The sequence below is a fragment of the Ruegeria sp. CG4 genome, assembly GCF_056537185.1.
In genome coordinates this window covers 386,794-409,235 of record NZ_JBQFRB010000002.1, presented here as the reverse complement: position 1 = coordinate 409,235, position 22,442 = coordinate 386,794, and the positions used below count along the sequence as shown (strand labels likewise).

The 22,442-nt window shown below is 55.5% G+C and carries 23 protein-coding genes and 1 pseudogene; 9 read left to right on the top strand and 15 right to left on the bottom strand.

Going from position 1 to position 22,442, the window contains the following annotated elements; genetic code table 11:
* Window positions 1–46 precede the first annotated feature (46 nt).
* Genes ACR0J2_RS08395 through ACR0J2_RS08380 form a run of 4 tightly spaced genes read left to right on the top strand, consistent with a single transcriptional unit; the run spans window position 47 to window position 4,241 of the window.
* Window positions 47–940, top strand: coding sequence for a carbohydrate ABC transporter permease (locus ACR0J2_RS08395; RefSeq protein WP_480812393.1), 894 nt, complete (start codon window positions 47–49; stop codon window positions 938–940).
* Entirely contained in the window at window positions 937–1,746 is an 810-nt protein-coding gene (locus tag ACR0J2_RS08390; protein ID WP_170478326.1) for a carbohydrate ABC transporter permease, read from the top strand. Before ACR0J2_RS08395 ends, ACR0J2_RS08390 begins: the two co-directional genes overlap by 4 nt.
* A gap of 2 nt (window positions 1,747–1,748) precedes the next feature.
* Window positions 1,749–2,543 (top strand): metallophosphoesterase, encoded by a 795-nt coding sequence (locus ACR0J2_RS08385; RefSeq protein WP_171724197.1) that lies wholly within the window; start codon window positions 1,749–1,751, stop codon window positions 2,541–2,543.
* Between the two features lie 36 nt (window positions 2,544–2,579).
* The gene (locus tag ACR0J2_RS08380; protein WP_480812275.1) at window positions 2,580–4,241 is read left to right on the top strand and encodes a Na/Pi cotransporter family protein; all 1,662 of its coding nucleotides are present in this window, start codon (window positions 2,580–2,582) and stop codon (window positions 4,239–4,241) included.
* A 600-nt stretch (window positions 4,242–4,841) separates the two neighbouring features.
* Here the strand turns inward: ACR0J2_RS08380 and hchA are convergent.
* Window positions 4,842–5,702, bottom strand: coding sequence for a glyoxalase III HchA (gene hchA, locus ACR0J2_RS08375; protein WP_480812274.1), 861 nt, complete (start codon window positions 5,700–5,702; stop codon window positions 4,842–4,844).
* Between the two features lie 16 nt (window positions 5,703–5,718).
* Complete coding sequence (locus tag ACR0J2_RS08370; protein WP_319546064.1) at window positions 5,719–6,375, bottom strand: nitroreductase family protein; 657 nt, start codon at window positions 6,373–6,375, stop codon at window positions 5,719–5,721.
* Window positions 6,376–6,486: 111 nt separating this feature from the next.
* On the opposite strand from ACR0J2_RS08370, the gene ACR0J2_RS08365 reads away from it, so the two are divergent.
* A complete protein-coding gene (locus ACR0J2_RS08365; protein ID WP_170547363.1) occupies window positions 6,487–6,846 on the top strand; it encodes a winged helix-turn-helix transcriptional regulator in 360 nt (119 codons plus the stop codon).
* Window positions 6,847–7,451: 605 nt separating this feature from the next.
* Window positions 7,452–7,667 (top strand): type I restriction enzyme endonuclease domain-containing protein, encoded by a 216-nt coding sequence (locus ACR0J2_RS08360; RefSeq protein WP_480812273.1) that lies wholly within the window; start codon window positions 7,452–7,454, stop codon window positions 7,665–7,667.
* A 428-nt stretch (window positions 7,668–8,095) separates the two neighbouring features.
* Here ACR0J2_RS08360 and ACR0J2_RS08355 read toward each other — a convergent pair whose 3' ends face one another.
* From ACR0J2_RS08355 to ACR0J2_RS08340, 4 genes are all read right to left on the bottom strand, one after another.
* Window positions 8,096–9,595: a YfjI family protein gene (locus ACR0J2_RS08355; protein WP_480812272.1), complete on the bottom strand. Its 1,500-nt coding sequence runs from the start codon at window positions 9,593–9,595 to the stop codon at window positions 8,096–8,098.
* Window positions 9,592–10,485, bottom strand: coding sequence for a DUF7146 domain-containing protein (locus tag ACR0J2_RS08350; RefSeq protein ID WP_480812271.1), 894 nt, complete (start codon window positions 10,483–10,485; stop codon window positions 9,592–9,594). The genes ACR0J2_RS08355 and ACR0J2_RS08350 overlap by 4 nt, the downstream gene beginning before the upstream one ends.
* Before the next feature lie 120 nt (window positions 10,486–10,605).
* On the bottom strand, window positions 10,606–10,800 hold the full coding sequence (locus ACR0J2_RS08345) for a DUF6462 family protein (protein WP_170682562.1): 195 nt from the start codon (window positions 10,798–10,800) through the stop codon (window positions 10,606–10,608).
* Window positions 10,801–11,218: 418 nt separating this feature from the next.
* Window positions 11,219–12,445 carry a tyrosine-type recombinase/integrase gene (locus ACR0J2_RS08340; RefSeq protein WP_480812270.1) on the bottom strand — a complete coding sequence of 409 codons (1,227 nt, stop codon included), beginning with the start codon at window positions 12,443–12,445 and terminating at the stop codon, window positions 11,219–11,221.
* A gap of 330 nt (window positions 12,446–12,775) precedes the next feature.
* On the opposite strand from ACR0J2_RS08340, the gene ACR0J2_RS08335 reads away from it, so the two are divergent.
* A complete protein-coding gene (locus ACR0J2_RS08335) occupies window positions 12,776–13,084 on the top strand; it encodes a hypothetical protein (protein ID WP_480812269.1) in 309 nt (102 codons plus the stop codon).
* A 60-nt stretch (window positions 13,085–13,144) separates the two neighbouring features.
* Here the strand turns inward: ACR0J2_RS08335 and ACR0J2_RS08330 are convergent, their stop codons facing one another.
* Window positions 13,145–15,061, bottom strand: coding sequence for an adenylate/guanylate cyclase domain-containing protein (locus ACR0J2_RS08330; protein WP_480812268.1), 1,917 nt, complete (start codon window positions 15,059–15,061; stop codon window positions 13,145–13,147).
* A gap of 392 nt (window positions 15,062–15,453) precedes the next feature.
* Window positions 15,454–15,888: a hypothetical protein gene (locus ACR0J2_RS08325; RefSeq protein ID WP_480812267.1), complete on the bottom strand. Its 435-nt coding sequence runs from the start codon at window positions 15,886–15,888 to the stop codon at window positions 15,454–15,456.
* 168 nt (window positions 15,889–16,056) lie between these two features.
* Between ACR0J2_RS08325 and ACR0J2_RS08320 the strand changes: the two genes are divergently transcribed.
* Window positions 16,057–16,437, top strand: coding sequence for a hypothetical protein (locus tag ACR0J2_RS08320; RefSeq protein ID WP_480812266.1), 381 nt, complete (start codon window positions 16,057–16,059; stop codon window positions 16,435–16,437).
* 111 nt (window positions 16,438–16,548) lie between these two features.
* Entirely contained in the window at window positions 16,549–16,680 is a 132-nt protein-coding gene (locus ACR0J2_RS08315) for a hypothetical protein (protein ID WP_480812265.1), read from the top strand.
* On the opposite strand, the pseudogene ACR0J2_RS08310 reads toward ACR0J2_RS08315, so the two are convergent.
* From ACR0J2_RS08310 to ACR0J2_RS08280, 7 genes and pseudogenes are all read right to left on the bottom strand, one after another.
* A pseudogene (locus tag ACR0J2_RS08310) lies at window positions 16,665–17,015 on the bottom strand (LamB/YcsF family protein); the annotation flags it as partial. The gene ACR0J2_RS08315 and the pseudogene ACR0J2_RS08310 sit on opposite strands and share 16 nt — an antisense overlap.
* Window positions 17,012–18,037 (bottom strand): 5-oxoprolinase subunit C family protein, encoded by a 1,026-nt coding sequence (locus ACR0J2_RS08305; protein ID WP_480812264.1) that lies wholly within the window; start codon window positions 18,035–18,037, stop codon window positions 17,012–17,014. The gene ACR0J2_RS08305 and the pseudogene ACR0J2_RS08310, both read right to left, overlap by 4 nt.
* Window positions 18,034–18,777, bottom strand: coding sequence for a 5-oxoprolinase subunit B family protein (locus ACR0J2_RS08300; RefSeq protein WP_480812263.1), 744 nt, complete (start codon window positions 18,775–18,777; stop codon window positions 18,034–18,036). The genes ACR0J2_RS08305 and ACR0J2_RS08300 overlap by 4 nt, the downstream gene beginning before the upstream one ends.
* Before the next feature lie 14 nt (window positions 18,778–18,791).
* Window positions 18,792–19,445: a DUF2848 domain-containing protein gene (locus tag ACR0J2_RS08295; RefSeq protein ID WP_480812392.1), complete on the bottom strand. Its 654-nt coding sequence runs from the start codon at window positions 19,443–19,445 to the stop codon at window positions 18,792–18,794.
* Between the two features lie 6 nt (window positions 19,446–19,451).
* On the bottom strand, window positions 19,452–20,738 hold the full coding sequence (locus ACR0J2_RS08290) for a TRAP transporter large permease (protein ID WP_170806646.1): 1,287 nt from the start codon (window positions 20,736–20,738) through the stop codon (window positions 19,452–19,454).
* Window positions 20,735–21,286 (bottom strand): TRAP transporter small permease, encoded by a 552-nt coding sequence (locus ACR0J2_RS08285; protein WP_170806645.1) that lies wholly within the window; start codon window positions 21,284–21,286, stop codon window positions 20,735–20,737. The genes ACR0J2_RS08290 and ACR0J2_RS08285 overlap by 4 nt, the downstream gene beginning before the upstream one ends.
* A 119-nt stretch (window positions 21,287–21,405) precedes the next feature.
* A complete protein-coding gene (locus ACR0J2_RS08280; RefSeq protein WP_170806644.1) occupies window positions 21,406–22,440 on the bottom strand; it encodes a TRAP transporter substrate-binding protein in 1,035 nt (344 codons plus the stop codon).
* Window positions 22,441–22,442 lie beyond the last annotated feature (2 nt).

Here is a 22,442-nt window from a genome sequence, read left to right as displayed (position 1 = left end):
GCGTCGGGCAGAGATGCCCGACGCGCCCAACCTTGAGGGTCGCTATATGGCAGAGCATGTGAACATCGAGCGTCGTCGACAGGCCATCTACGGTTGGATCCTGTTGTCACCAGCGGCAATTCTGCTGACGACGTTTGCATTTTATCCTTCGCTTGCGACCTTGTGGTCGAGTTTGTTCAGCCGAGAAACCAGAAGACGCCCCAGCGAATTTGTCGGCGGTGAGAACTATGCTGACCTGTTTGCCGACCCAACCTTTTGGAAAGTTGTTGTGAACAACTTGATCTATGCGGGCGCGACCATCCCTATTTCTATTGCAATTGCGCTTTCGATGGCGCTTTGGGCGAACGCAAAGATCCCGGCTCGCGGGTTTGTACGCACCGCCTATTTCACGCCCACGGTCCTGCCAATGATCGCAGCGGCAAACCTTTGGCTGTTTTTTTATACTCCCGGATTGGGTGTGCTTGACCAGATCGGCGGTCTGTTTGGCCTTCCCTCAATCAACTGGCTGGGACAGCCTGAAACTGCGCTGTGGGCTGTAATCATCGTGACGATCTGGAAAGAGGCTGGGTTTTTCATGATCTTCTATCTGGCGGCCTTGCAGACGATCCCTGAGGACCTCAAGGAAGCTGCCGACATTGAAGGCGCCAGCCGCTGGACCTATACGCGCCGGATCGTGCTGCCGTTGTTGATGCCGACGACGCTATTTATCATGGTCAATGCGTTGATCAACTCTGTGAAATTGATCGATCATTTGTTCATCCTGACCAAGGGCGGGCCCAACGACGCCTCCAAGCTTATCCTTTATTACATCTGGGAAATGGCCTTTGCCTTCTTTGATGCGCCCCACGCAGCGGCAATGACCATCCTGGTGCTTGTCGTGCTTGGCGTGGTTGCCGGCGTCAAGTTCACCATACTCGACAAGCGGACCCACTACCAATGAGCGGATTTTCCAGGCATATCGAATCCTTTGGCGCACTATTGTTGGCCGTGATCTGGATTTCCCCGCTGGTCTTTGCCTTTTGGGCGGCGTTCCACAGCACCTCTGACGCGGTCAACTTTAACATCACGTCGCCATGGACGCTCGACAATTTCCGCACAGCTTGGGAGGGAGCGCCGTGGCTACGCTATTTCATCAACACCTTCCTTTTAGTGACGGTGATCCTTATTGGTCAGTTCTTTGTCACGACGCTGGCAGGATTTGCCTTTGCCCAGGTCCAGTTTCCGGGTCGGGATTTCGTGTTCATCCTCGTGCTGATGCAACTTTTCATCCTGCCTGAAGTGTTGATCGTGGAAAACTATGCAATGGTGTCACGCCTCGGGTTGTTTGACACGATTCTTGGCGTCGGAATGCCCTATATGGCCTCTGCCTTTGGCATTTTCCTAATGCGGCAGGCGTTTAAGGGTGTTCCTATAGAACTGCATGAGGCAGCGCGCGTCGAAGGCTGCGGCTGGTTCGGAATTCTTTGGCGAGTCTATGTGCCCTTGGCGCGCCCGACATATCTTGCTTATGCGTTGGTGTCGGTATCGACCCACTGGAACAACTTCCTCTGGCCGCTCATCGTGACCAACTCGCCCGACACACGACCGCTGACGGTTGGCCTGTCGATCTTTGGCGCACCGGAAAATGGTGTGGATATAAGCGTCATTTCGGCGGCCACGATGATGTCGGTTGCGCCCTTGTTGATCGCGTTCCTCGTGTTCCAGCGTCAATTCGTTCAGGCCTTCCTGCGCGCGGGGATCAAATAGTCATGGCGACATTTCTGCATCTAAGTGACTTGCACGCGGTAGGGCATGGCGATCTGTGTTCAGGCGTGCTTGATACCCGCGCGATCCTGATCGGGGCCATCGACCGATTGATCGATAAAGGCGAGGCTCTTGGCCCGCTCGACGCGGTTTTAGTCACTGGTGACGTCAGCGAAGATGGTAGCCCGGACAGCTACGATTTCGCACGCACTCAACTGGAGCGGTTTGCCCTGCCGATTTACGTTGTTCCTGGAAATCATGATGCGCGCAAGCCAATGCAAGAGGCCTTTTCAGGCCTTGGCATCATGCCGCCGGACGGGCTTGTCGACTGGGCGGATACAGTGGGCGATACGCGTGTTATCGGGCTTGATACGCTGGTCGAAGGACAGGGCGGTGGCAGGCTGCGCCGGGAAAGTCTTGATCTTTTGGAGCGGGAACTCTCTGGGTTTGACGGGCCGGTTGTCGTTATGTTGCACCATCCGCCGTTTAGCATCGGGATTGATTTCATGGATGTTATCGGATTGGAGAACCGTTCCGATCTGGCAGAAATTCTTTCAATGCACTCAGAGGATATCACGGTGCTGGCTGGGCATGTCCACGGCGTTCACATTGGTCGCGTTGGCGGTCACGTTGCCATGACAGCGCCGGGCCTTTGCAGCGGTTTTGCACTGGACCGGCGCGCGGTGGCTCCTGCTGGTTTTTTTTCTGGTCCTACGGGCTGTGCAGTTCTCGAAACCGGAAAGAGCGGTATATGGAGCGTTGTTTCGCTAGACGCTGCCGAGGGACCGTATTCATTCTGAAGTGGCCGGATTGGCCCGGAAACCAAAGACCCGGTGATGATGGATAGCTCACCCATAATTATTGTTTTGAATTTGGCTGCTGCTGCGGCACTTCTGATCTGGGCTGTTCGCCTCGTGCGCACCGGTTTTGAGAGAGCCTTTGGAAGCCAGTTGCGGCTTTGGTTGCGTCGGTCGACGGGAAACCGGTTGGCCGCGACGGGAACCGGAACGCTGACCGCGATCCTGCTGCAAAGTTCCACCGCCGTCGCAATGCTGCTTGCCGGATTCATGGCCGCGGGTTCGGTTGGCAGCACCGCCGGGTTGGCCATTATTCTGGGGGCGGACCTTGGCTCTGCCATCGTAGCGCAGATCATGAATTCCCGGATTGCTTTGCTGACGCCCTTGCTACTTTTGATCGGGGTGCTGATTTTCCTGCGCAGTTCCCGGCGCGGCGTGCGCCAGGTTGGTCGGATCCTGATTGGATTGGCCCTGATTTTTTTGTCGCTTGACCTTATTCGCGATGCCAGCGCGCCGCTGGCAAACAGCGAGGCCGCTTCGGGGGCCTTGATTTACCTGTCTGCTGATCCACTGACGGCCTTTTTGCTGGCGGCGGTTTTTGCCTGGCTGGTGCATTCCAGCGTTGCGGCGATATTGTTGTTTGCAACCCTTGCGGCTCAGGGCGTTATGCCGTTGTCGGCGGCGTTTGCCATGGTCCTTGGGGCCAATCTGGGCGGTGCCTTTATTGCGTTTGTTCTGACCTTGCAGGCCGATGTCTCGGTGCGGCGGGTCGTGTCTAGCAATTTGTTCCTGCGTGGCGGTGGGGCGGGGCTGGTGCTGTTTTTGCTCTACCGGCTTGACGGTGTTGACCTTATTCCCGGGGCCAGCCCCGTTCAGCAGGTTTTGAACCTGCATCTCCTGTTCAACCTTGCGCTTCTTGTTGTCTGTATTCCGTTTCTTGGCCCGATAATGCGTTTGGCGGAGAGTGTTTTCGCTGATGACAATAAAAACAGCACCAAGGCCAACGGACGTACGGCCCTGGATCCTTCGGTTCAGAACCAGCCGGCGCGCGCCTTTGCCTGTGCGCATCGTGAGTTGGTCGAAATGGGCAATAGGATCGAGATCATGGTGCGGGACTCAATGTCACTCTTTGACAATTACGATGATGCCATTGCTCAACAACTGAAGAGGGAAAAAGTCGAAATTGACCGAATGTCACTTGACCTGCGGGTTTATTTGTCAGGAGTCAAAAGCGACAATCCGAAAGAGGACACCGGTACGCGGGCATTTGATCTGTCCGGCGTGGCAGTGAACCTTGAGGCCGGGGCGGATACGATTGCACGGAAAATGGTCGAATTGGCCAAGCGCAAGAGTGCGGAAAACGTGAACTTTTCGGAAGAGGGTTGGCAGGAACTGACCGATTTCTATGACCGTGTGTTGCGCAACGTTCAGCACGGAATCGCGGTACTGATGACCGAGGATGCCGGGGCAGCACGGGAGCTGGTGCAGCAAAAGGAAATGATCCGCGAGATCGAGAGAAAGCTGGAGCGCGCGCATCTTACCCGGCTGCGTGCTGGGGCGTCCGAAACCATCGAAACCAGTGCGATTCACCTTGATCTGTTGCGCGCCCTGAAAATGTTAAACACGGCATTCGCGATGATCGCCTATCCGCTTTTGAAAGAAAGTGGACAGTTGTTGGAAAGCCGATTGGCAAATGGATAGACGGTTTCATAGAGTGATGAAGATACAGTCCTAGTTCAAGACAATCCACTTTCCCGAGCCGGGAAGCGCTGGCAATCAGACGAACAAATGGAATTTGATCAAACTTAAAACAGTTCATCCAATGGGTCAGCTTATTAAGTTGATTGGAAATAATATTGTGTCAGCCAATCACGGTCGCTCAAATTCAAATTGACCGGGGGCGTAACAGAAAAATTTATGAGTGTGTTGAGAGGAAATAGCTAAATATTTGTTTCCCATTGTTTTGTTGCCAAGGCTACGTGGTTGCCACGAAAATTGGGTGAATGATTGGTCAAATGTCTCGCCATCGGTTGTGGTATTCACAATCGCCCTATCGTATGTTCGCAAACTGCTCGGCGTCAAAAAAACTATACCTGCTGTGGGCTGGACGACCGCCATTGTTTGCGATTTTGCCGATGGCGAATTTGTTTACGTCTTGCTTGTTCATGCGATGTGTAGCGAAAGTCGATCCATACCAGACCCGCCCTTAGCGCAGATCGCGGCGAAGGTGCCAGGAGAGCCCGGAATTACCGATGCTGCGTGATGCACGAATGTCCGCATGCACGCCGCACCTGCTTCCGTCTACCGCACGTTCTTCAACAGCGCTTCCGCCGCCAACCTTCCAAATGCGTTCGCCGCTTTGGGGCTTGCGCCCGAAACGAGACGGCGGTCGATGTGGCATGTGGCGTCGGCCTTGGAATTGATGATTTCCACACCGAGAGCGTTCAGCTTTTCGCCGAACTTCCACGGCATATGGCCCGGCATGTAGCCGATCATCGGCGTTTGTTTGTCGACCGCATCAGGAAAGGCCGCGATCTTGTAACCGTTGTAGATGAACGATGGGCCATCGCCCGCAGCAAGCAGGGCGGCCGGTCCGTGGCAGATCGCCAGCGTGAAAAGGTCCCGTTTGTGCGCCCACCGGAGAAGTTTTCCCAGGTCTTCGTTCTCTGGCAGGCCCAACATGGCCCCGTGGCCACCCGGCAGATAGACCCCCACGTAAAGCGCATCATCAGTCATCGTATTCGCCACGAAATCGGCGAGGCTGCCGGGGTTGGCAAAGGCATCGGCATAGTCGCGATACAGCTTCATAACGGCTTCGTCTTCGCGCGGCATGGCCCAGTCTTCAATAACGGCAGGGGCACCCGTGGGTGTGACAATGTCGATCTGGAAACCGGCGGCCAGCAGGTGCAACATCGGCAGGCCCATTTCGACCGGGTGGTTCCCGGTCGAAAATTTCTTGCCATTGGCCATGGTCATGTTGCGCTCTTCGGTGCAGATCATCAGCACGCGCTTGTCACCGCCCCTGTAAGGGTTGGCATAGGCCCCGCCATCATAATCCGTCTTGGATGCCGTCGCGAGTTTCAAGGCAAGGGGTGACGGCTGAAAGGCTCCGTCCTCTGTGGGCGTGGGGGCTGCTTTAAACAGATTTCTTAGAAAGCTCATGTGATTCCGTCCGCGTTCATTTGATTTCTGTCACGATTGCATCGCGCGACTTGCGGACCTTTGGCATCGGCAGCAGCCAATCGCTGGCCTCTTCGCGATAACCCAATGGCATCAAAACGACGGAACGAAGACCACGTTCCCTAAGACCAAGAATTTCGTCAACAGTATCGGGGTCAAACCCTTCCATCGGCGTGCTGTCGACCTCTTGTTCTGCGGCTGCAATGAGGGCAATGCCCAATGCGATATAAGCCTGACGCGCTGCATGGGCATAGTTCACCTCGGCCTCGCGCGGCAAATAGTTGGCTTTCAGATTGTCGTAGTAGCCATGGATCAGAGGCAGGTCGCCTCGGGCCGCAACATTCAATTGCTTGACTGTATCAATACGGTCTTCGGTGTAATTGTCCCAAGCGGCAAACACCAAGAGGTGCGACCCATCTGTGATCTGTGCCTGACCTGACGCCGCTTCGGCGATCTTTGCCCGGATATCGGAGTTTGTGACCACAATCAGCTCAAATGGTTGCGTGCCGCTTGACGTCGGCGCCATGCGAACAGCTTCGACGATGGCATCGACCTTGTCTTGTGGAACGGGTTTGCCAGCTTCCATTTTCTTGGTGGCGTAGCGCCAGTTCAGGTGGTCGTTCAGTGTTTTTGCGGTCACGGTTGTTGATCCCATTGTCAGAGCCCGAGATGATCAGTATATTTTTGTTACTGACTAACTAATGAGAACTGATATTTGCCGCAAGAAGGCACATTTTTGACCCTTAGTTACAAATTGGGAACTGTCATGCTGGACGACAAACAATGCCCCGATTGCAAGCGTATCAACGAGGTCCTGTCACGAGTGGGCGACCGTTGGAGCGTTCTGGTGGTCATCTCGCTGGCTCAATACGGGACCATGCGCTTCAACGAGATAAAGCGAAACCTAGGCATTTCGCAGCGTATGCTGAGCTTGACGCTGAAGGAGTTGGAACGGGATGGGCTTGTGAACCGGACCCAATATCCAACGATCCCGCCCAAGGTCGAATATAATCTGACTCAGATGGGGCAGTCGTTTCGCGAGCCAGTCAGCGCCTTAGGCTATTGGGCATTGGAACACTTGAGCGAGATTGATGCCGCACGGGAAGCGTATGACAAGTCTGACTGAAGCCAGACAATTTCCCGAGAACCACTGTTTTTTGATAGGAGACATTGATGCTCCCGCAGCGAATTGCCCCTTTGTCCGCTACTTTATCTTCGCCCTCTAAGTAGCTCACCGCGCCCCGAACGAATGGCAGGTTTTTCCGCTGCCTAGCAGCGCCGAGAACCACGCAGGCGCAGCGATTTTCGCGCTGCGTGTACGCACAGCACAAAATCACTATGACTGCCTTGGGCTCGGAGCGGTCATCTGAGTGTTTCTGCCGGACGACAGCTTTGCCGCGCTGAGTGATCTTTGCCGTTGTCAATTCCATTCTATGCCACATCGTGATTCAATGTGGCAGGAGGATTGGCCATGTGGCATTTGCCTTGGCTCGACCAAGAGTATCTCAACCACATTAGACACATATTTCCGAAGTTACGCGGGGTTGAGCGTGTCGATGACCATCGCGCTCCTAACGGCATCATCCATGTCATTCGTAACCGCCCACGATGTCCGGGTGCACTATTCAAGTATGGGTCGCATACGACCCACTGAATCGGTTTGTCTTGCGGTCACACTAAAGTGTCTTCAAAGACATCTGATATGTTAAGGTTTGCTAAGGTTTATAAAGGTTGGGTAACGAAGCGCTGCGAAAGATCGCTTATGTGCTGGTTGAACAGCTTCAAAAGAACGTCACCGTCGACTGGCACCTCAAAGAAAGCGCCCGGGCCAAGTTGCGGGTGCTGGTTCGACGCATCTTAAAAAGATACGGATATCCACCTGATCTCGCTCCAGTTGCGATCAACACGGTCCTAAGTCAGGCGGAAACGCTGTTACGATGGGCGTAGAGGTGTAGTTTCGAATCCGTGAGAGTAACCTAGCTCTACCACCACTTTGTTTTTTTGGCGCTCATGTTATGGTTTCCACTGCCGAGCCAGACCGTTCCACACCCTGCCGTTTGGGCCGTGGCGTTCCCATTCCGAGAGGCGTCGCCAGTCTTCCAGGCCGACCACCTTACCGGTCCAGGTTATCGGGCGGTCACCAATTGATTTCCTTTCCCGACAACCGGCAGAAACCGGTAAAAAGGTAGTTTCCCCATTATCTATTGGGTTTTCAGGCGTGCCCTTCTTGCCGGTTCTTGCCGGTTGCGATCGAATGACGTAATCGCCGTTGAAACGTGGTCTTCGTTCCTTTCTGCCGGTTTCTGCCGGTTGTCGGGAAGAGACATACGACCGACTTCAAACTTACGCGCCAGATCTGACCAACGGCCCACGCCTCAAACCTCCAGTTTTGGATTAACTTCGTAGCTGATCGAGGGTCGCCCGCCAGTTTCGGTCTTGACTTCGCGGACCCAATCCGCGTCGATCAGGACTTTCAATGCCGCTCTGACGTGATTGGCGGAACTTAGACCGGAACGACCACGATGGTGGATGTCCCTGACCTTAAAGAGACGAATACCTTCGGTCTGAATGATATCGGCAATAACCTTTGCCCCCTCGACTTCAGGCGACAACTTGGAAGTACCGTATGCCCTGAAAGCATGTTTTCTTAGATAGTCCCCGACAAAGTCACAGGCACGGCCAACATGGTGCGCTTCAATCTGTTCAGGGGATTGGGGGTTGTCTGTTGCCGCCCAATCCAGATGGGCCAGGACATTTGCAATACGCACCACAAGCCCAGGCATCTTCCCAATATGGCTTTTTAACAGGCCAGCTGCATCGACTTCCCATTCTCGACACTGCTTCCTGAATTGATGCAGAATGTTGGCGGCAGCTTCGTTAAAGTGAACGAGGCTTGGACGTTTCCCGCCTTTCTCACAAACTACATGTGGCAACCCACGTAGACGATTGATGGCATCAATCATTTGCTGATCATTCAGCCCCTGCGAAGGACGAGAAAGCGGTACGGGGTCAGGAAAAACCACCATGAACCTCGCGAGCAGTCCGTCATCACTTGTTTTTATCAAAAGATCGGACAGGCGATCCGGCTGAGTACCGCCGACTATTGCAACACTTAGGTGTTCGACAATGATAGGTTCAGGGTTATTTTTACGGTCGATATCATAGCTACGCCCGCCGTATGCTTCCAACCAAAACGGTCGATCGCCACCGCCGTTGTATCTGTCCATGCTAGACAGCCAACCTGACAACTCATCACGTGCCAGCAGCAGGCCACGCCAGGTTGACGACAAGAGGTCAGCGACCTTCTCAGTTGTGATATCGGTAATGCTGATGCGCTCCCGAACAGGAGGATTCCCCGCATCAGCTTCTGGCGGTTTCGCAGGTGGTTCCACACCTTCGATCAAGGCCGTTTTAGCGTCGGATTTCCATTGCGCCAAGGCGAGCGAGGCCAGCTCGTTTTTGGCCTCCCAATCCCCTCGTGCACGGCGATAATCCTCAGACAGTGAACGTTCAATGTCCTTTACGGGATCAAGCACGCTATCCAGTGCAGGGCTTTTACCTGCCGACGGATCACCAACCAGCATAGCCCAAAGAACAGGGGGTTCTTTCCAGCCATCCCACGGGCTTGCCCAACGCGAATTGCCGATGGCCGCGCTGGCGGTCGACAGCAACGTGAGTGACACATAGTCGATCGGTGCATTCTTGGCATCGGCGGCCGATCTGATCCAAGCCGCCCATATGCCGAATATCTCGTCAAGGTCGGCCTCGGACATGACGGGCACTGGTGGTCGCACTGGCTTCGCAATGGTTAGATCGGGATCAGGCCAATCGGCGGCTGCATCAAATGGCACGATATTGGGGTTTAGCTCGTTCATGCCTGGCCGCCTTTCTTTCCGCGCAGAACGTCGTTCCAATCACAACCTTCCGGTGCAGGTAGCAGCGATACCTGCCATCCAAATGACGATGCCCGAGAAGCAAGAGACTGCCCGGCCTCTATGCCTGCTGGATCCCCATCAGTCGCGATTGTAATTTTTCCTGAATAAGGTGGCAGTTTCAGTGCCTTCATCCCAGACGTGCTGAGTGCGGACCAGACGGCTGCTGGACCATTGAGAAGCCCAGACAAGAGCGACAGGCCTGTTTCTATTCCTTCACACACCACAAGCCGCTCTGCTGCCTCTGACAAGACCACAGCGCCACCACCGCACGGCCCCAGCATCAACTTCGGGCTTTTGCTTACCCTCACGCCTTTCTTGTCGAAGAATGTACGGTGAATGGCCCCTGTAGTGACGTTGGCGATCATAGCCATACACCAAGACGTAGTCGGGCTATGAAACAAATCTGGCGCAAACCGTAGCGACGGCGGCAAGGTACAGGTAATACCCCGATCACGCAGGTACGCTTCAGCCTTAGTGCCTTTTATCGGGCGAGCCGCTTCCCAAATTCCTCGGGCCTGTTGAAGTTTGTTGAACTCGTACGCTTTGCGTTTGTACTCAGCCTCAGTCCGCGCTGTGTGATCGACATAAGTGTTGCTAGGCGGTACATCGGATGCGGTCGCAATATCCTTGAAGCGGCAACCGTTCTTGAAGCAGTACAACAGTAACTTGCCTCCCGATTCCGAGATCGAAAGAGCTTGTTGATCGCGGCGGCCTTCAGGCTGGCAAACGGGGCAGGGTGCTGACCCCCTGCCGGCGCGCCAGACACCCCCGAGGCGGAATGTCAGGGTTTCTCCACAAATACGTGAACTGGATTGTATTTCGATAGTCATTTGCTCTGACCTCACCTTGCGCTGAGGGGCCGAACACATTAGATTTCGAGTGTAGTTTTTCTACACCTCTCAACGAAATCACCCGTGTCCAATGTCATCCCCATTGGCGCGGGTTTCGTTTTAGTTGCTCTGGTTTTTGCCTGTGATCCAGGCATCAATTTGATGCGTGTCCACAAACGCAGCGCGACCCAGGGTGTGCTTTGTAATCGCGCCTGCATTGGCCGCACGATCGAAGGTGGACCGGCTCAACGAATACCGTTCAATAGCGTCCTTGAGTCGGATCAGGTTCTTAGGGTTGGTGATTTGGTCTGCCATGTAATTACCTCATGATGGGCAGACGACCAGGAAAGAGCTTCACACAGTGTCGGAAAACGCTTTGGAACACATCCAATTGCAACGGCGCAATGGGTGTTGCATTTTGCAACAATTCTGTTGATATAGCGGGAGGGAGAAAAAAGCAGGTGACCGCTTTTACCGGCGATACCTTGTTTCTTCCAACGCACATACTATTCCGGGCCTTCTGTAGACAGGTTTCGGTTTCAGCAGCGAGGGCGCTTTTCTCGCCAAAGACAGAGCGCCCTTGCTGTGTTTATGCGTTCTCCCGAGGGATACTGACGCAAGCACGTTATCCCTTTGTTGTGTACAGCTCAATATGTTCATTTCGCGAAGCTACGTTCTTGTAATTTAGTATATTTTTGAGAGTAGCCGATGGTTGCACTGCACCAATCTGCCCTCATTTCACACCTCTCAAATTGAAAATGACATCAGCCTTTTTTCCAGTCACATGCGCTGCCCAGCGTTCCGCCAACAAAAGTCTTTGGTCAAAATAGTCGGACCTTTGGTAGGCGCGTGAGACGGTTGACCCAACCTTGTGCCCGATCGCAGTTTCCTTAATTTCATAGTCTGTACTGGTCGCTTCGTCGGCCCAGGTCCTGAAGCTGGCACGGAACCCGTGTGGTCGCGCCTCCAATTCCAGCCGCTCCATATGTCGGGACATACTGGCGTCGCTGATTACGCCTTTTCGGACGCCGGGGAATAAATATCCATCGCGGGTGGCTTCCCGCGCTTTATCAACGATCCGAAGTGCCTCATTGGATAACGGCACCCTAAAGTCATCGGTCTTGCCCCGCGGACCTTTGACCATTTCTGCCGGGATCGTCCAGACATTATTGTCAATCTGGTTCGTCTTTGCGAACCTTATCGGTCGAGATCGCAACCCCGTCAGGATCAAAAGCTGTAAGGCAAGTTGAACCGTGCCACCGCCGTCGAGACTCTGATAGAACGCTGGAACGTCCCGCCAGTTCATCGATGGTATATTCTTCGCCTTATGCACTTGCTTGCCTAGAAGTTCACGGGCGTCTTCGATGGCGTGGCGGTCAACCTCGTATTTCTTGGCGCTGGCGTAGCTCAGACAGGCTTTCAGGCGCGTCAGAGCTTTCCGAGCGACATCCGTCTTGGTGTGCCATATTGGGCGGAGGGCGTCGGCGATAGCGGTGCCGGTGACATCCTCAACTGGCTTTTCACCCAAGGTGGGCAGGATGTGTGTTTTGATTGGGCTGTACCAACGCCCAGCTTTCCCATCGTCTTTCAGCTGCGCTTTGCGGGCTTCGAAGGCTAAAGGCGCAATATTCTTCAACAGTCTCTTTTCGCGGGCCACGGGATCGTTGGCAATCTGGTTGGCGACGGCCTCCGCTTTTTCTGCATTACGAACTTCAATAGGGTTGCCGCCACGCTTGACGATCCCCCGGTAGGCGTCAGCCATTTCGCGAGCTCGTGCCAAAGTCACGCCGGGATAACCGCCCAAACCCATCTCTTTGCGCTTACCCGAGTAGGTGAAGCGAAACACCCATTGGTCCCCTGTAGTAAGTCGATAGAGGTACAGCCCCCCACCGTCACTGTGCTTGCCGGGTCCGGCATTGCGGGCCTTTGCTGCGCTCAACTTGTAGAGTGATCCGGCCATATCCCCTCACAGCAATCTGTATCCCCTGTTTTATCCCCTATTTTCTATGCAGCTTCAAGACGTACTCTGAGGCATAGTGATCGTTAAACTGATAAAGCTTTTTGTTTTTGTTCATAAAAACTAGTCTCACGGAGGAATCTTGACGCATTGTGGTGAATGTGTTCAGTGCCGTGTGGGGGCACCATCTTCCAATATCGAAATGTCCAGTGACATCCATTTAAACCCTGTATGTAAGGGTTTTTATGAGAATGTTTGACCACGCGCATCGCGCTTGGCCCTATCCGTGGTGAGAGAGGCGTTGATAAGTCCGCGCGATCCGATGTTGCAAACATGTACTCCTACCAGGGTCATATCCTGTTTCACCTGGGGCGTTATGAAGAAGCGCTGGACGCAGCCCGGCACTTGGGCACGGTGGTAACAATCAATACTTGGCGGTTGTTTCATCACCTGTTGAGCGTGGACACTTTTTCCGAGATGGGCAGGTCGGAAAATGCGCAAAAGGCTGTCAACGATGCGCTTGAGATCAATCCGAATCTGTCAATTTCCGCGATGCGCAGGCAGTTTGCAGGATCAAAAAACCATCCCGAAAACCGGCGGATCTGGCTGGCAAGCCTGCAAAGGGCGAGAGAGCCCGAGTAAGGCTGAGTTCTTTGTGAGCGATCTTATCCGCATCCCGCACCATACCGATGGCTACGTACGTTAACCCCCGCCCTCCGCATCCAAAGGGGCATACTGTCCTTCCGGCATTCCTACAGTTCGATAGGCTTTGACAAAAGGAAGAATAAGTTCATCGGGTCGCGCAAAACGCCGATACATCCAGACAATATCTGCAATTTTTATGCCTGGGCGGATTCTGTTGAGCCGGTCTCTCGCCGCAATGGCAGCGCTGTGCTGGCCAAGCTCGGCCATTATCGCGACCTCAATCGAAACCGACCACCACAGGTCAGGCTGCGCCCCTTTGCGGTAAGTTTCCAATGCTGTTTCGTAGTTTCCATTCAGGAAATGATACTCGGCGAGCGCCTGAAACCAATTAGGATCTGCCGCATTTGGATCAAGCGCAATGGCGTTTTCGACTAAAGCGGCGCCTAAATCCAAGCGTCCGGACCAAATGAACTCGTAACCGATTTGCCCCTGCAAATACCGGTCTGTCCCAAGTGCAAGCGCGGTCTCGGCTGATGAAAAAAAACCGTCGAGATCGCGTTGGATTTGCAGGGCAAGCGCCAGCAGAAAATGACTACGCGCAGAATAGGGATTCAGTGAAACGGCCGTGCGAGCCGCTTCCTCGGCTCGGGCAATTTTTTCTTCCTGCGTTCCTTCGTACAAACCGGTGAAAAACTTGACGTCAGTCTGAAGCGCCTCGGACAACTGCGCCCAACCCCGCCAGTAGTCAGGTTCCTCTTCCACGACCCGCTCTATACAGGCGCGGACGCGCTCTTGCATGTCGCGCCGGTTCATAAATCCGACACGCAGAAGCGAACATTCGTAAGACGAAAGGTTTTCCGGGGGTTTCGCGCGCGCGCGGCCTGCGTGAATCCGCTTGATGGCACCTCCCGCGTCACCCACAGCAGAGGCGACTTTTTCTGTTATGTGCAATTGAACGTCGAGAATATTGGATGTTGTGAGGCTTTCGTCATACGCATCGGACCAGACCTGAAGGCCTGTCGAAGTATCAATCAGCCGCGCCGTCACGCGCAGGCGATCTGCAACCTGCCGAACCGAACCTTCCAGCACATAGTCCGCTCCGAATTTTTGCCTGATACTGCGCGGGTCGCTTTCACCGGTAACAACGGCATGGGTAGATTGACGCGAAAGAACATTGAGGTCCTGATAGTTCCCCAGTTCAACGATGATGTCTTCGCCTATGCCCACAGCCAATAAATCGTGGGCGTCTGTATTGCTAAGGTTTTGAAATGGCAGAACCGCAACGGTCGGACCCGTTGGCTCTGTTAACAGAGCAGTTTCATCAAAGGTAATGGCATCTGGCGGCTGGTGACCAAAGCCGATCCACCACGTTAACAAGCTTGCAACGCCCAGACCAACCAACACCGATGCACCGGTCACCAATGGAAGCTTGTTTGATCGCCGTTCGGAGGCGGGCGCTTTGTCAGGCATGACGCGGAAAACCCGAACTGGCTCAGCGATGTTCTTTAGGTTTTTCAGTCCGAGATCCTCAAATCCGGCATCTACCTTGCCCATTGCCTGGTGTGCGACACTCTCAGAAACCGCGATACTGCCTGGGTCAGCGAGACCTTCAATGCGCGAGGCAACATTCACCCCGTCTCCATAGAGGTCCCCATCAGCGATCATGACATCACCGAGGTTAATCCCGATCCGAAGTTGCAACTGCGACCCGTTGGCGAGGGTCGGAGCAGCCTCAGCCATTGTCCGCTGGATCTCGACACCACAGTTTACGGCATCGACAACCGAAGCAAATTCGACAAGAGCACCATCCCCCATCAACTTGACGAGGCGCCCGTGATGTCTTGCAATTGCGGGATCAAAAATCTCTGAACGCAGAGTTTTGAGGGCGGACAATACCCCTGCCTCGTCGCTGCCCATCAACGACGAATACCCAACGACATCGGCAGCCATGATCGCGGCGAGTCGGCGCTGCATAGGACCCTCCTGTTCACAGTCTAACGGATGTCACGAAATCTCGACAATGCATGTCTTTCTGGTAGTCCAACCAATTTGGCTGTCATGATTCAGATCAAATGACCTCTGCGCCTCGATGGCTCCTACTCTTTGTAGGTGCAGCGAAATTCAGTTCTCCGCCCCGTACGACCAATTAGGCAAGTCCGCTTGAAGTCTACCTCCGGTAATTGATGCAAGTAGTAGAGAATGACAGCATCGAGCCCGTAGCAGCCGTTTGTCCCGCATCTGCGGGCCGCACTACAGCTAACAACTGCTTTGAGCATCAAACAGTCGGCCTTCTCACTTGGGCTGCAGTTCTGGGGCTGATATCGAAAAAAGTGAAGAACTTGATTGGCAGGTTGTCTGAAATCCAGTCACTTATGTGAAATTTTGAACTCGCGGGGGGACACGCCCGCCTTCGACTTTAAGAACCCTGTGAAGCTGCCCGCCTCACCAAAGCCAAACCATCTGCCGATCTCTGCAACGCTGTCATTGGTCATCGACAGTGCATCCTTCGCCAGCTGAAAATACGGGAAACTCAAGACGTTGAATTTCTCGCCGACATGCACACCGAAGAAAGGGCCCTCGGCTAACGGCAAGATCATGCACAAGCCCATAGACAACCCCACATGAACGAGACGCGTCGGATCATCCATATCCGTTTCTTTCGGGCCAAGACTTCTGAACACCTTTGCCGGATCTACTCCGTTTTTGTTAGACCGTTTCACGAAGGGCGCGACCGTTATCAGCCTGACCAGTGAACCAGCTTTCGAGGCCTTGGGTTTGGAAGGGTGCGATTTTTCATCCAATGGGGCAGCTTAAACAAGCATTGACGCACAAAATTATCATCTTCGAGTGGAACTCCGAAAATGAAGGTCGAACGGACAGTTTTTTGATTGGCCGCGTGCTAATTCGGTAATTCGAAGCAGTGAGGAATTGTTATGATAATACGATTGCCTTCCATTGTGTTTATGCTGTTGACAGCGGTATCTGTGTCGGCGCGAGACGAGCCCGCCCAAACGTTGTTTACCAAAGTCCACACCTTTGACGGCGTGAAAGAGGCGCGGATCGAAAACGCCAACGTCCTGGTGAAAGACAACCTGGTCAAGACCGTCTCGACCGAGGCGATCGACGCGCCGGGCGCAACCGTGATCGACGTCGGCGCGCTGATGCCCGATTTCAAAGATACGTATGTTCACTCGGCATTGATCTGTCCGGATGTCACGACCGTCGCAAAAGGCATGACATGGGAGGATATCGCCCTTGGCCAGACGGCCATGGCGATATTGTACCTATATGAAGGCTTCAACACCGCGCGCGACGCTGGCACCGCGAACGGGGACTGCGCAGCGAGATAGACGTGGTTTTTTTTGAAGGCCCGCGGTACTACAGTTCCGGAGCATGGCTCAGCGCGCGCGGTGGCCATGGGATTTCATGCCTTACAACTCCTCTCCGCGTGACGTGACGACTTGGATCTTCTGAATATGACGGCCATCGTAGCCGGCGCGGATGACGTGCTAATGCGCGTGCGCAACAACTTCAGAATGGGCGCGACGCAGATCAAGGTGCTTCAGACCGGCGGTGTGGCCAGTGCACCGTGAAGTTTAAGATGCCGGATTTGCGTTCCGAACCCGCGCGCCATTCCCGTTGCCGCCTCGACCTGATGGCGAATTAGATTGCTCAAGCTTTAGGAGGGGAGTGACACACGCTGGTGGCCAAAACCCTGCCGATCGGCAAAGCCGGGATGGTCTCCGATGCCGACGCCACGCTCATGTGCAGCTTTCATTGTTCACGCTATCACGTCCGGGTCGCCTGCATGAAATCCACAGGCAATATTAGCCGAGGGTACGGTGTGCAATAGCGCGACATCGTAGCCCATGCGCCATGGGCAAAAGCTTTCGCCCATGTCAGCGTTGAGATCGACCGATCCGCTCATAAGTCGCTCCTCTCCAAATCGTCTCCTGCGGTCACTCCGCTGATCAGCTGATACGACAGCAAATCCGCGATCGTTGCCGGATCGCGAACCAAATGAGCGAGCCTGTTTCGCAAGGAATTCTGAAACTCTCGTGCGTGCGCTTGAATCGAAACTGCCTCTTCCAGCGATACGAAAGAAAACCGCAATGTTTCGCCGGGACCGGCCTGAGCGACCCGGGGTAGATCGACAGGCAGGACCGAACCGATCCGGGGATATCCGCCGGTCGTCTGGCATTCGTTAAGCAGCACGAATGGAGAGCCATCGCCGGTGATTTGTATGTCGCCCGGCACGATGACTTCGGAAAGGACGCTCAGCCCCGCTTCGCTGTGAAAGCCCTCGTCATCCTGAACAAGGCGCACGCCCATACGGTTGCCACGCGCGTCCCTTCGAAATGTCGTCGCCTCAAAGCGCGTGAGTTCTTCAGACGTGAAGAAACCGGTCTGGAGACTGGGAACTATCCGAACTGTGCCGCCTCCGAACCGGTCTTCGGTATCGAGTTTCAACCCCGTCTCGCCTCGCCCATCTGGTCCAACGGCAAACCTGTCGCCGGACTGGATCACCAAACCGATGCCCGCAGCCAGATGGGCGCCTTGAGCCGTCAGAACCGGCGCTGTTGCCAGGCCACCGCCCAAGTGCAGATAACCGTAATTTCCGGTGTCGGTGGCGCCGATTTCCAAGCGGGCGCCTTTAGGCAACAGATGGCTTGCATTCCAAGCGATGCGGGTACCGTCGATGCTGGCCCTCATCGGTGCTCCGGTCAGTGCAAAACGCATATCTTCGGTCGCTTCGAACTGACCGCCGACCCCCGCCATTTCGAGCAGTGCGTGGTCTTGCGATTGCCCGAGCAGAGCAGCCCCTTCGGCCAACGCGAGCCGGTCGGCCGCACCGCCACGCGACAGTCCAAAGGCTAGGTAACCCGGTCTTCCAAGATCCTGCACAGTCAAGCCGGGTCCGGCGCGGTGAACGATCAGCGCGCGACTCATGTGATGACCTCGCATGTGGCACCGCCGTTTTCATCGCCTTGCAGTTTCGCAAGCGTGTCGGGATCGGCGGGTTGAAACAGCACCTCGTCCCCCGGGCGTAAGAGGAATGGTTCCGGAGATTTGGGCCGGAACAGTTGCAACGCAGTCTGGCCAATGTGGCGCCAACCGGTCGGCGTGCTAACCGGAAACAAGACCAGTTGGCGTATAGCAACACAGAGCCCGCCCGCAGGAACCTGATCAGTCAGTTCGGATTGCCGGGGGATGTCCCAGACCGGTGCCAATTCGCCCAGATAAGGCATACCCGGCGCAAAACCGATGGTTTGAACGCGCACAGGCGTGGCGGCAATCGAAGCGATGGCGTCGGCCTCGTTCAGCCCCGCCAGTTTCGCCGCATCGGCAAGTTGAGGAGCGGCTTCGCCGCCGAAAACAGTGGGCACGCGCCAAAGCCTGCGTCCAGAGGGAAGAGGGGCTGCATACCAGTCGCGATCCTGCACCAGCCCTTCCAGCGCTAAGCGCATCGCAGCGTGGTCGTTCGTCAGCGGATCAAAGCGCAGATATGTTGAGACCAGCGACGTCGAGCTCTCTTCCACCCCCGCCCAATCCGCGGCCATGACGGCATCCCGAAAGGCCAAGGCCGCGCGGTTGGCCGTCTCGCCAAGCCCGTCTCCAAAACTGACGACAAAGCCGTCATATCCGGCGGTTCGTATCTGTGGCCAATTCGAATTTTGTGATCTGGGCATCAGGCAGGATTTCTTCATGCAATGACGGGCAGCGTTTTGACACGATATGAAAGGCTTAGCGAGCGCCCCAGAACCGGGTCGGTCAGGCTCATTCTGTAGGCGGGCGCGGGCCGCACGCCGCCAATGGCGGCGAGGGTGCCGCATAACATGGCCTGACCATCGGCGAGGCCTGCGCTCTCAGCTAAGTCGGTCAGTGGTCGGATGCCTTCCAGCGTTCCTTCCTGATAGATTACCCACTGTTCGCCCTCATCAATCTCGCAACGAAGGACCAGTTGGTCGAGATGGGGTGCGACCTCTTCGAAACGCCAAAGCCGATCCGAGACGGGCTTCGGGCATGCCTGTTTCGAGGCCGCGACAGACACAGTTTCAAGGTCGCGATCCGTATGGTCCGACGCCAGCCCCAGAAACAATTGGCCCTCCAGCTTGACAAGCAAAGGTTCAACTTCTCCCGATGTAGCTGCCCCCAGCACCTCAATCTCGGGCGACTGCGCCAGAAGCGAGGTCGAGACCTGATAGAACAGCGGTACCTGACGAGGCGGCGCAACGCCAAGGGCTGCCAACTCGTCGATGTGGTGCTGCACTGCATCCAGGTTGCGCCCCGTCCAACCTGCGACAATCAGTTGATCAATCCGGGCAGGGATCTCTGTTTCGTTCACAGAAAACTGCATCACGGATCAGGCTCCGAGAACCGATGGCAGGTAAAGCGCGATCCCCGGGAAGGCGATCAGCAGTGCCGCCATGATCAGCATCGCTACCACGTAGGGAATGCTGCCCAGCATCACTTCGCTCATCGTACCCGATTTCCGCGCGCCCTGAACAACGTAGAGGTTCAGACCCACAGGCGGCGTGATCAGCGCCATTTCGATCAGCACGATCATAAGTATGCCAAACCATATCGGGTCATAGCCCTGCGCGACGACGAGGGGTACGATGATCGGAATAGTGACGACCATGAGAGAGAGCGTCTCGATAAAGAAACCAAGGACGATATAGATCAGCACGACAACGAGTATCGTGCCAAAGGGCGAGAGGCCCAGCCCGTTCAGGAAGACCTCCAATTCGCGCCCTAGTCCGGCCGAGGCCAGTGTGAAGTTAAGGAAGGATGCCGCGATGACCACCAACATGATCATCGAGGTAATCTTCACCGTGCCCAGGATGCTATCGGTGAACATTTTCACACTGATGCCGCCAAAAAACGCAGCGATCAGAACGGCACCGGCCACACCCACGGCAGCCGCTTCGGTCGGTGTTGCCCAACCCTTGTAGATTGTGCCGATGATGATGGTGAAGAGCAAGATGATCGGGATAAGCTGCAAAAGCGCCCTGAGCATTTCGGGAAAGGGAAACACGCGCCGTGTGCCGCCAAGGTTCGGGCGTATCATGCAGATCAACATGGTGATGGCCATAAATCCGAGGGCGAGCGCGATGCCCGGAATAAGCCCGGCCAGAAACAGACGCGGAATAGATGTTTGCGTCAGAAAGCCATACACGATCAGGTTGATGGACGGCGGGATCATGATCCCCAAAGTTCCCCCCGCCGCGATCGCACCAGAGAAAAGTTTTGGGTCATAACCCAGCTTTTCTGCTTGGGGCATCGCCACGGTGGCGACGGTCGCAGCGGTAGCAACGGACGAGCCGGAGGTCGCCGAGAACATCGTCGCGGTGGCAACATTGGCGTGCACCAGCCCGCCTGGCAGCCAGGAGACCCAGCGGTCGAGGGCGGCATATGTGCGTGTTGCGATGCCGGAACGTACCAGAATCTCGCCCAGCAGCACAAAGAAGGGAATGGCGATGAGCGTGGCGTTGTTCGAGGTCGACCAGACCTGATTGCCGAGCCCCCGAATCAAGGGAAAGGGGCTGAAGAAAGCATCGACGCCGAAACCCAAGAGGAAAAGCACGATGCCAACTGGAATCGACAGGGTCAGAAGTCCCAGGAGTCCGATGGACAGATAGCCGATCATTTCAACGCCTCCTGTTCCTCACCAAAGCAGCCAATGGCGGCCTCGGAGTCTTCGAACCGCCCCTTAACCACCAACAAAACTGCCGCGATCAGCGTGAACCACGAGACGACGGCAAACCAGATCCAGCCAGCGAACCAAGGGGTCTGCACCCAAGCGAGCGGGGTTTCCAAAGGCGTGTTTGCACGAGAGGAATTGGCCAGCGAGCGTGAAAGGACGGGCCAGCACTTGACCGCGATCAATGTCACCGTTCCGGCCATCATGGTCATGGCAAAGAGATCAAATATCGAGCGGCCCATTTTACCGGTGCGTGACCGCAGGATGTCGATGCGTACATGACCAAGTTCAAGAAGCGTGAACGCCATGCCCCAGGACGTAGTAATCGCCATCACATAGCCGGAAATTTCATCGGTGCCGCCAAAGGACGAACCGAACCGGCGCAGGATAACATCTAGAATAACGATACCAGCGCAGGCCAAAAGGACGATCCCGGTTAGGATGGCAATCTGCCTGTTCAGGTTGCGCAGTTTTTCAAGAGCGATCAGTTCCATGTGGCCCCTTTGCTGGGTCAATCTTAGGACGAGAAGGATTATCGGTCGAACTCTCGCAACCACTAATCCGGCGTGTCGGCAAAAAAGGATGGGCGCTCTGCAGGCCCATCCAGAACGTTTTACTTGGCGATCGTCACGCCAACCGTGGCACCTACGCTGGCATTCCAGCGATCGGCCCAATCGCCGCCCGCGCGTTCCGCCCAGTCGGGCAGAACCTCGCCGACCAGCACTTCGCGCGCCTTGGCAAAGTCAGCGTCCGAGACCTCGACCAGCGTCATGCCGCGCGCGTCACCGGCCGGGCACTCGCCATTACCAGTCAGACAGGCGATGTCATTCACCAGTGCATTTTGCGCGGTATCCCATGCCGGGCCTTCGAATTCGGCCGCGACCTGCTCGGTGATCAGCGCCTGCGTGCCGGCATCAAGGCTGTTCCACTTGTCCATGTTCATCGCGGTTACGACACTGTCCCATCCGCCGAGCGGGATTGGCATCAAATGGGTGGATACTTCCCACCAGCCGGCGGAGTAGCCCGAACCTGCACCAGTTACAGCGCAATCAACGACGCCCTTCTGAAGCGCGCCGGGAACTTCTGAGAAGCCGACGTTCACGCCTTCAGCCCCAAGCGCCTCGAGGAACTTGGCTGTCATCCGACCGGATGCGCGGACCTTAAGACCCTTAAGGTCAGCCAGTTCGCCGACCTCGGCGTTACAGAACACCACCTGCGGTGGATAGGGTGCAATGGCCAAAACGTGGCTGTTGAACCGGTCCGCGAAAATGTCCACAACCATTGGACGGGCGGCGTCCACCATGGCTCGAGCCTCGGCGGCGGTCAGGGCGAGAAGAGGCACGTCGAGGCCCTCAAGCTCGGGGGCGTCAGCCACGGCGTAATCGGCCACGGTCATCGCCACGTCATAAACGCCATCACCCAGCAGGCGGAACACGTCGCCTACACCCAAGTTCATCTGATTGTGCGTGGTCAGGTTGACATTGATCGCTCCCCCCGAAGCGGCGGGCAGTGTTTCACCCCAGAACGGTGCTTCATACTGCTTGTGCAGGGGCAGACCGGACCAGCTGCCGACGACGGACAGGTCTTCGGCGAAGACTGGCGACGCCAGTGCCGTAGTGGCGGCAAGAATGGTGGTAATACGTTTCATAT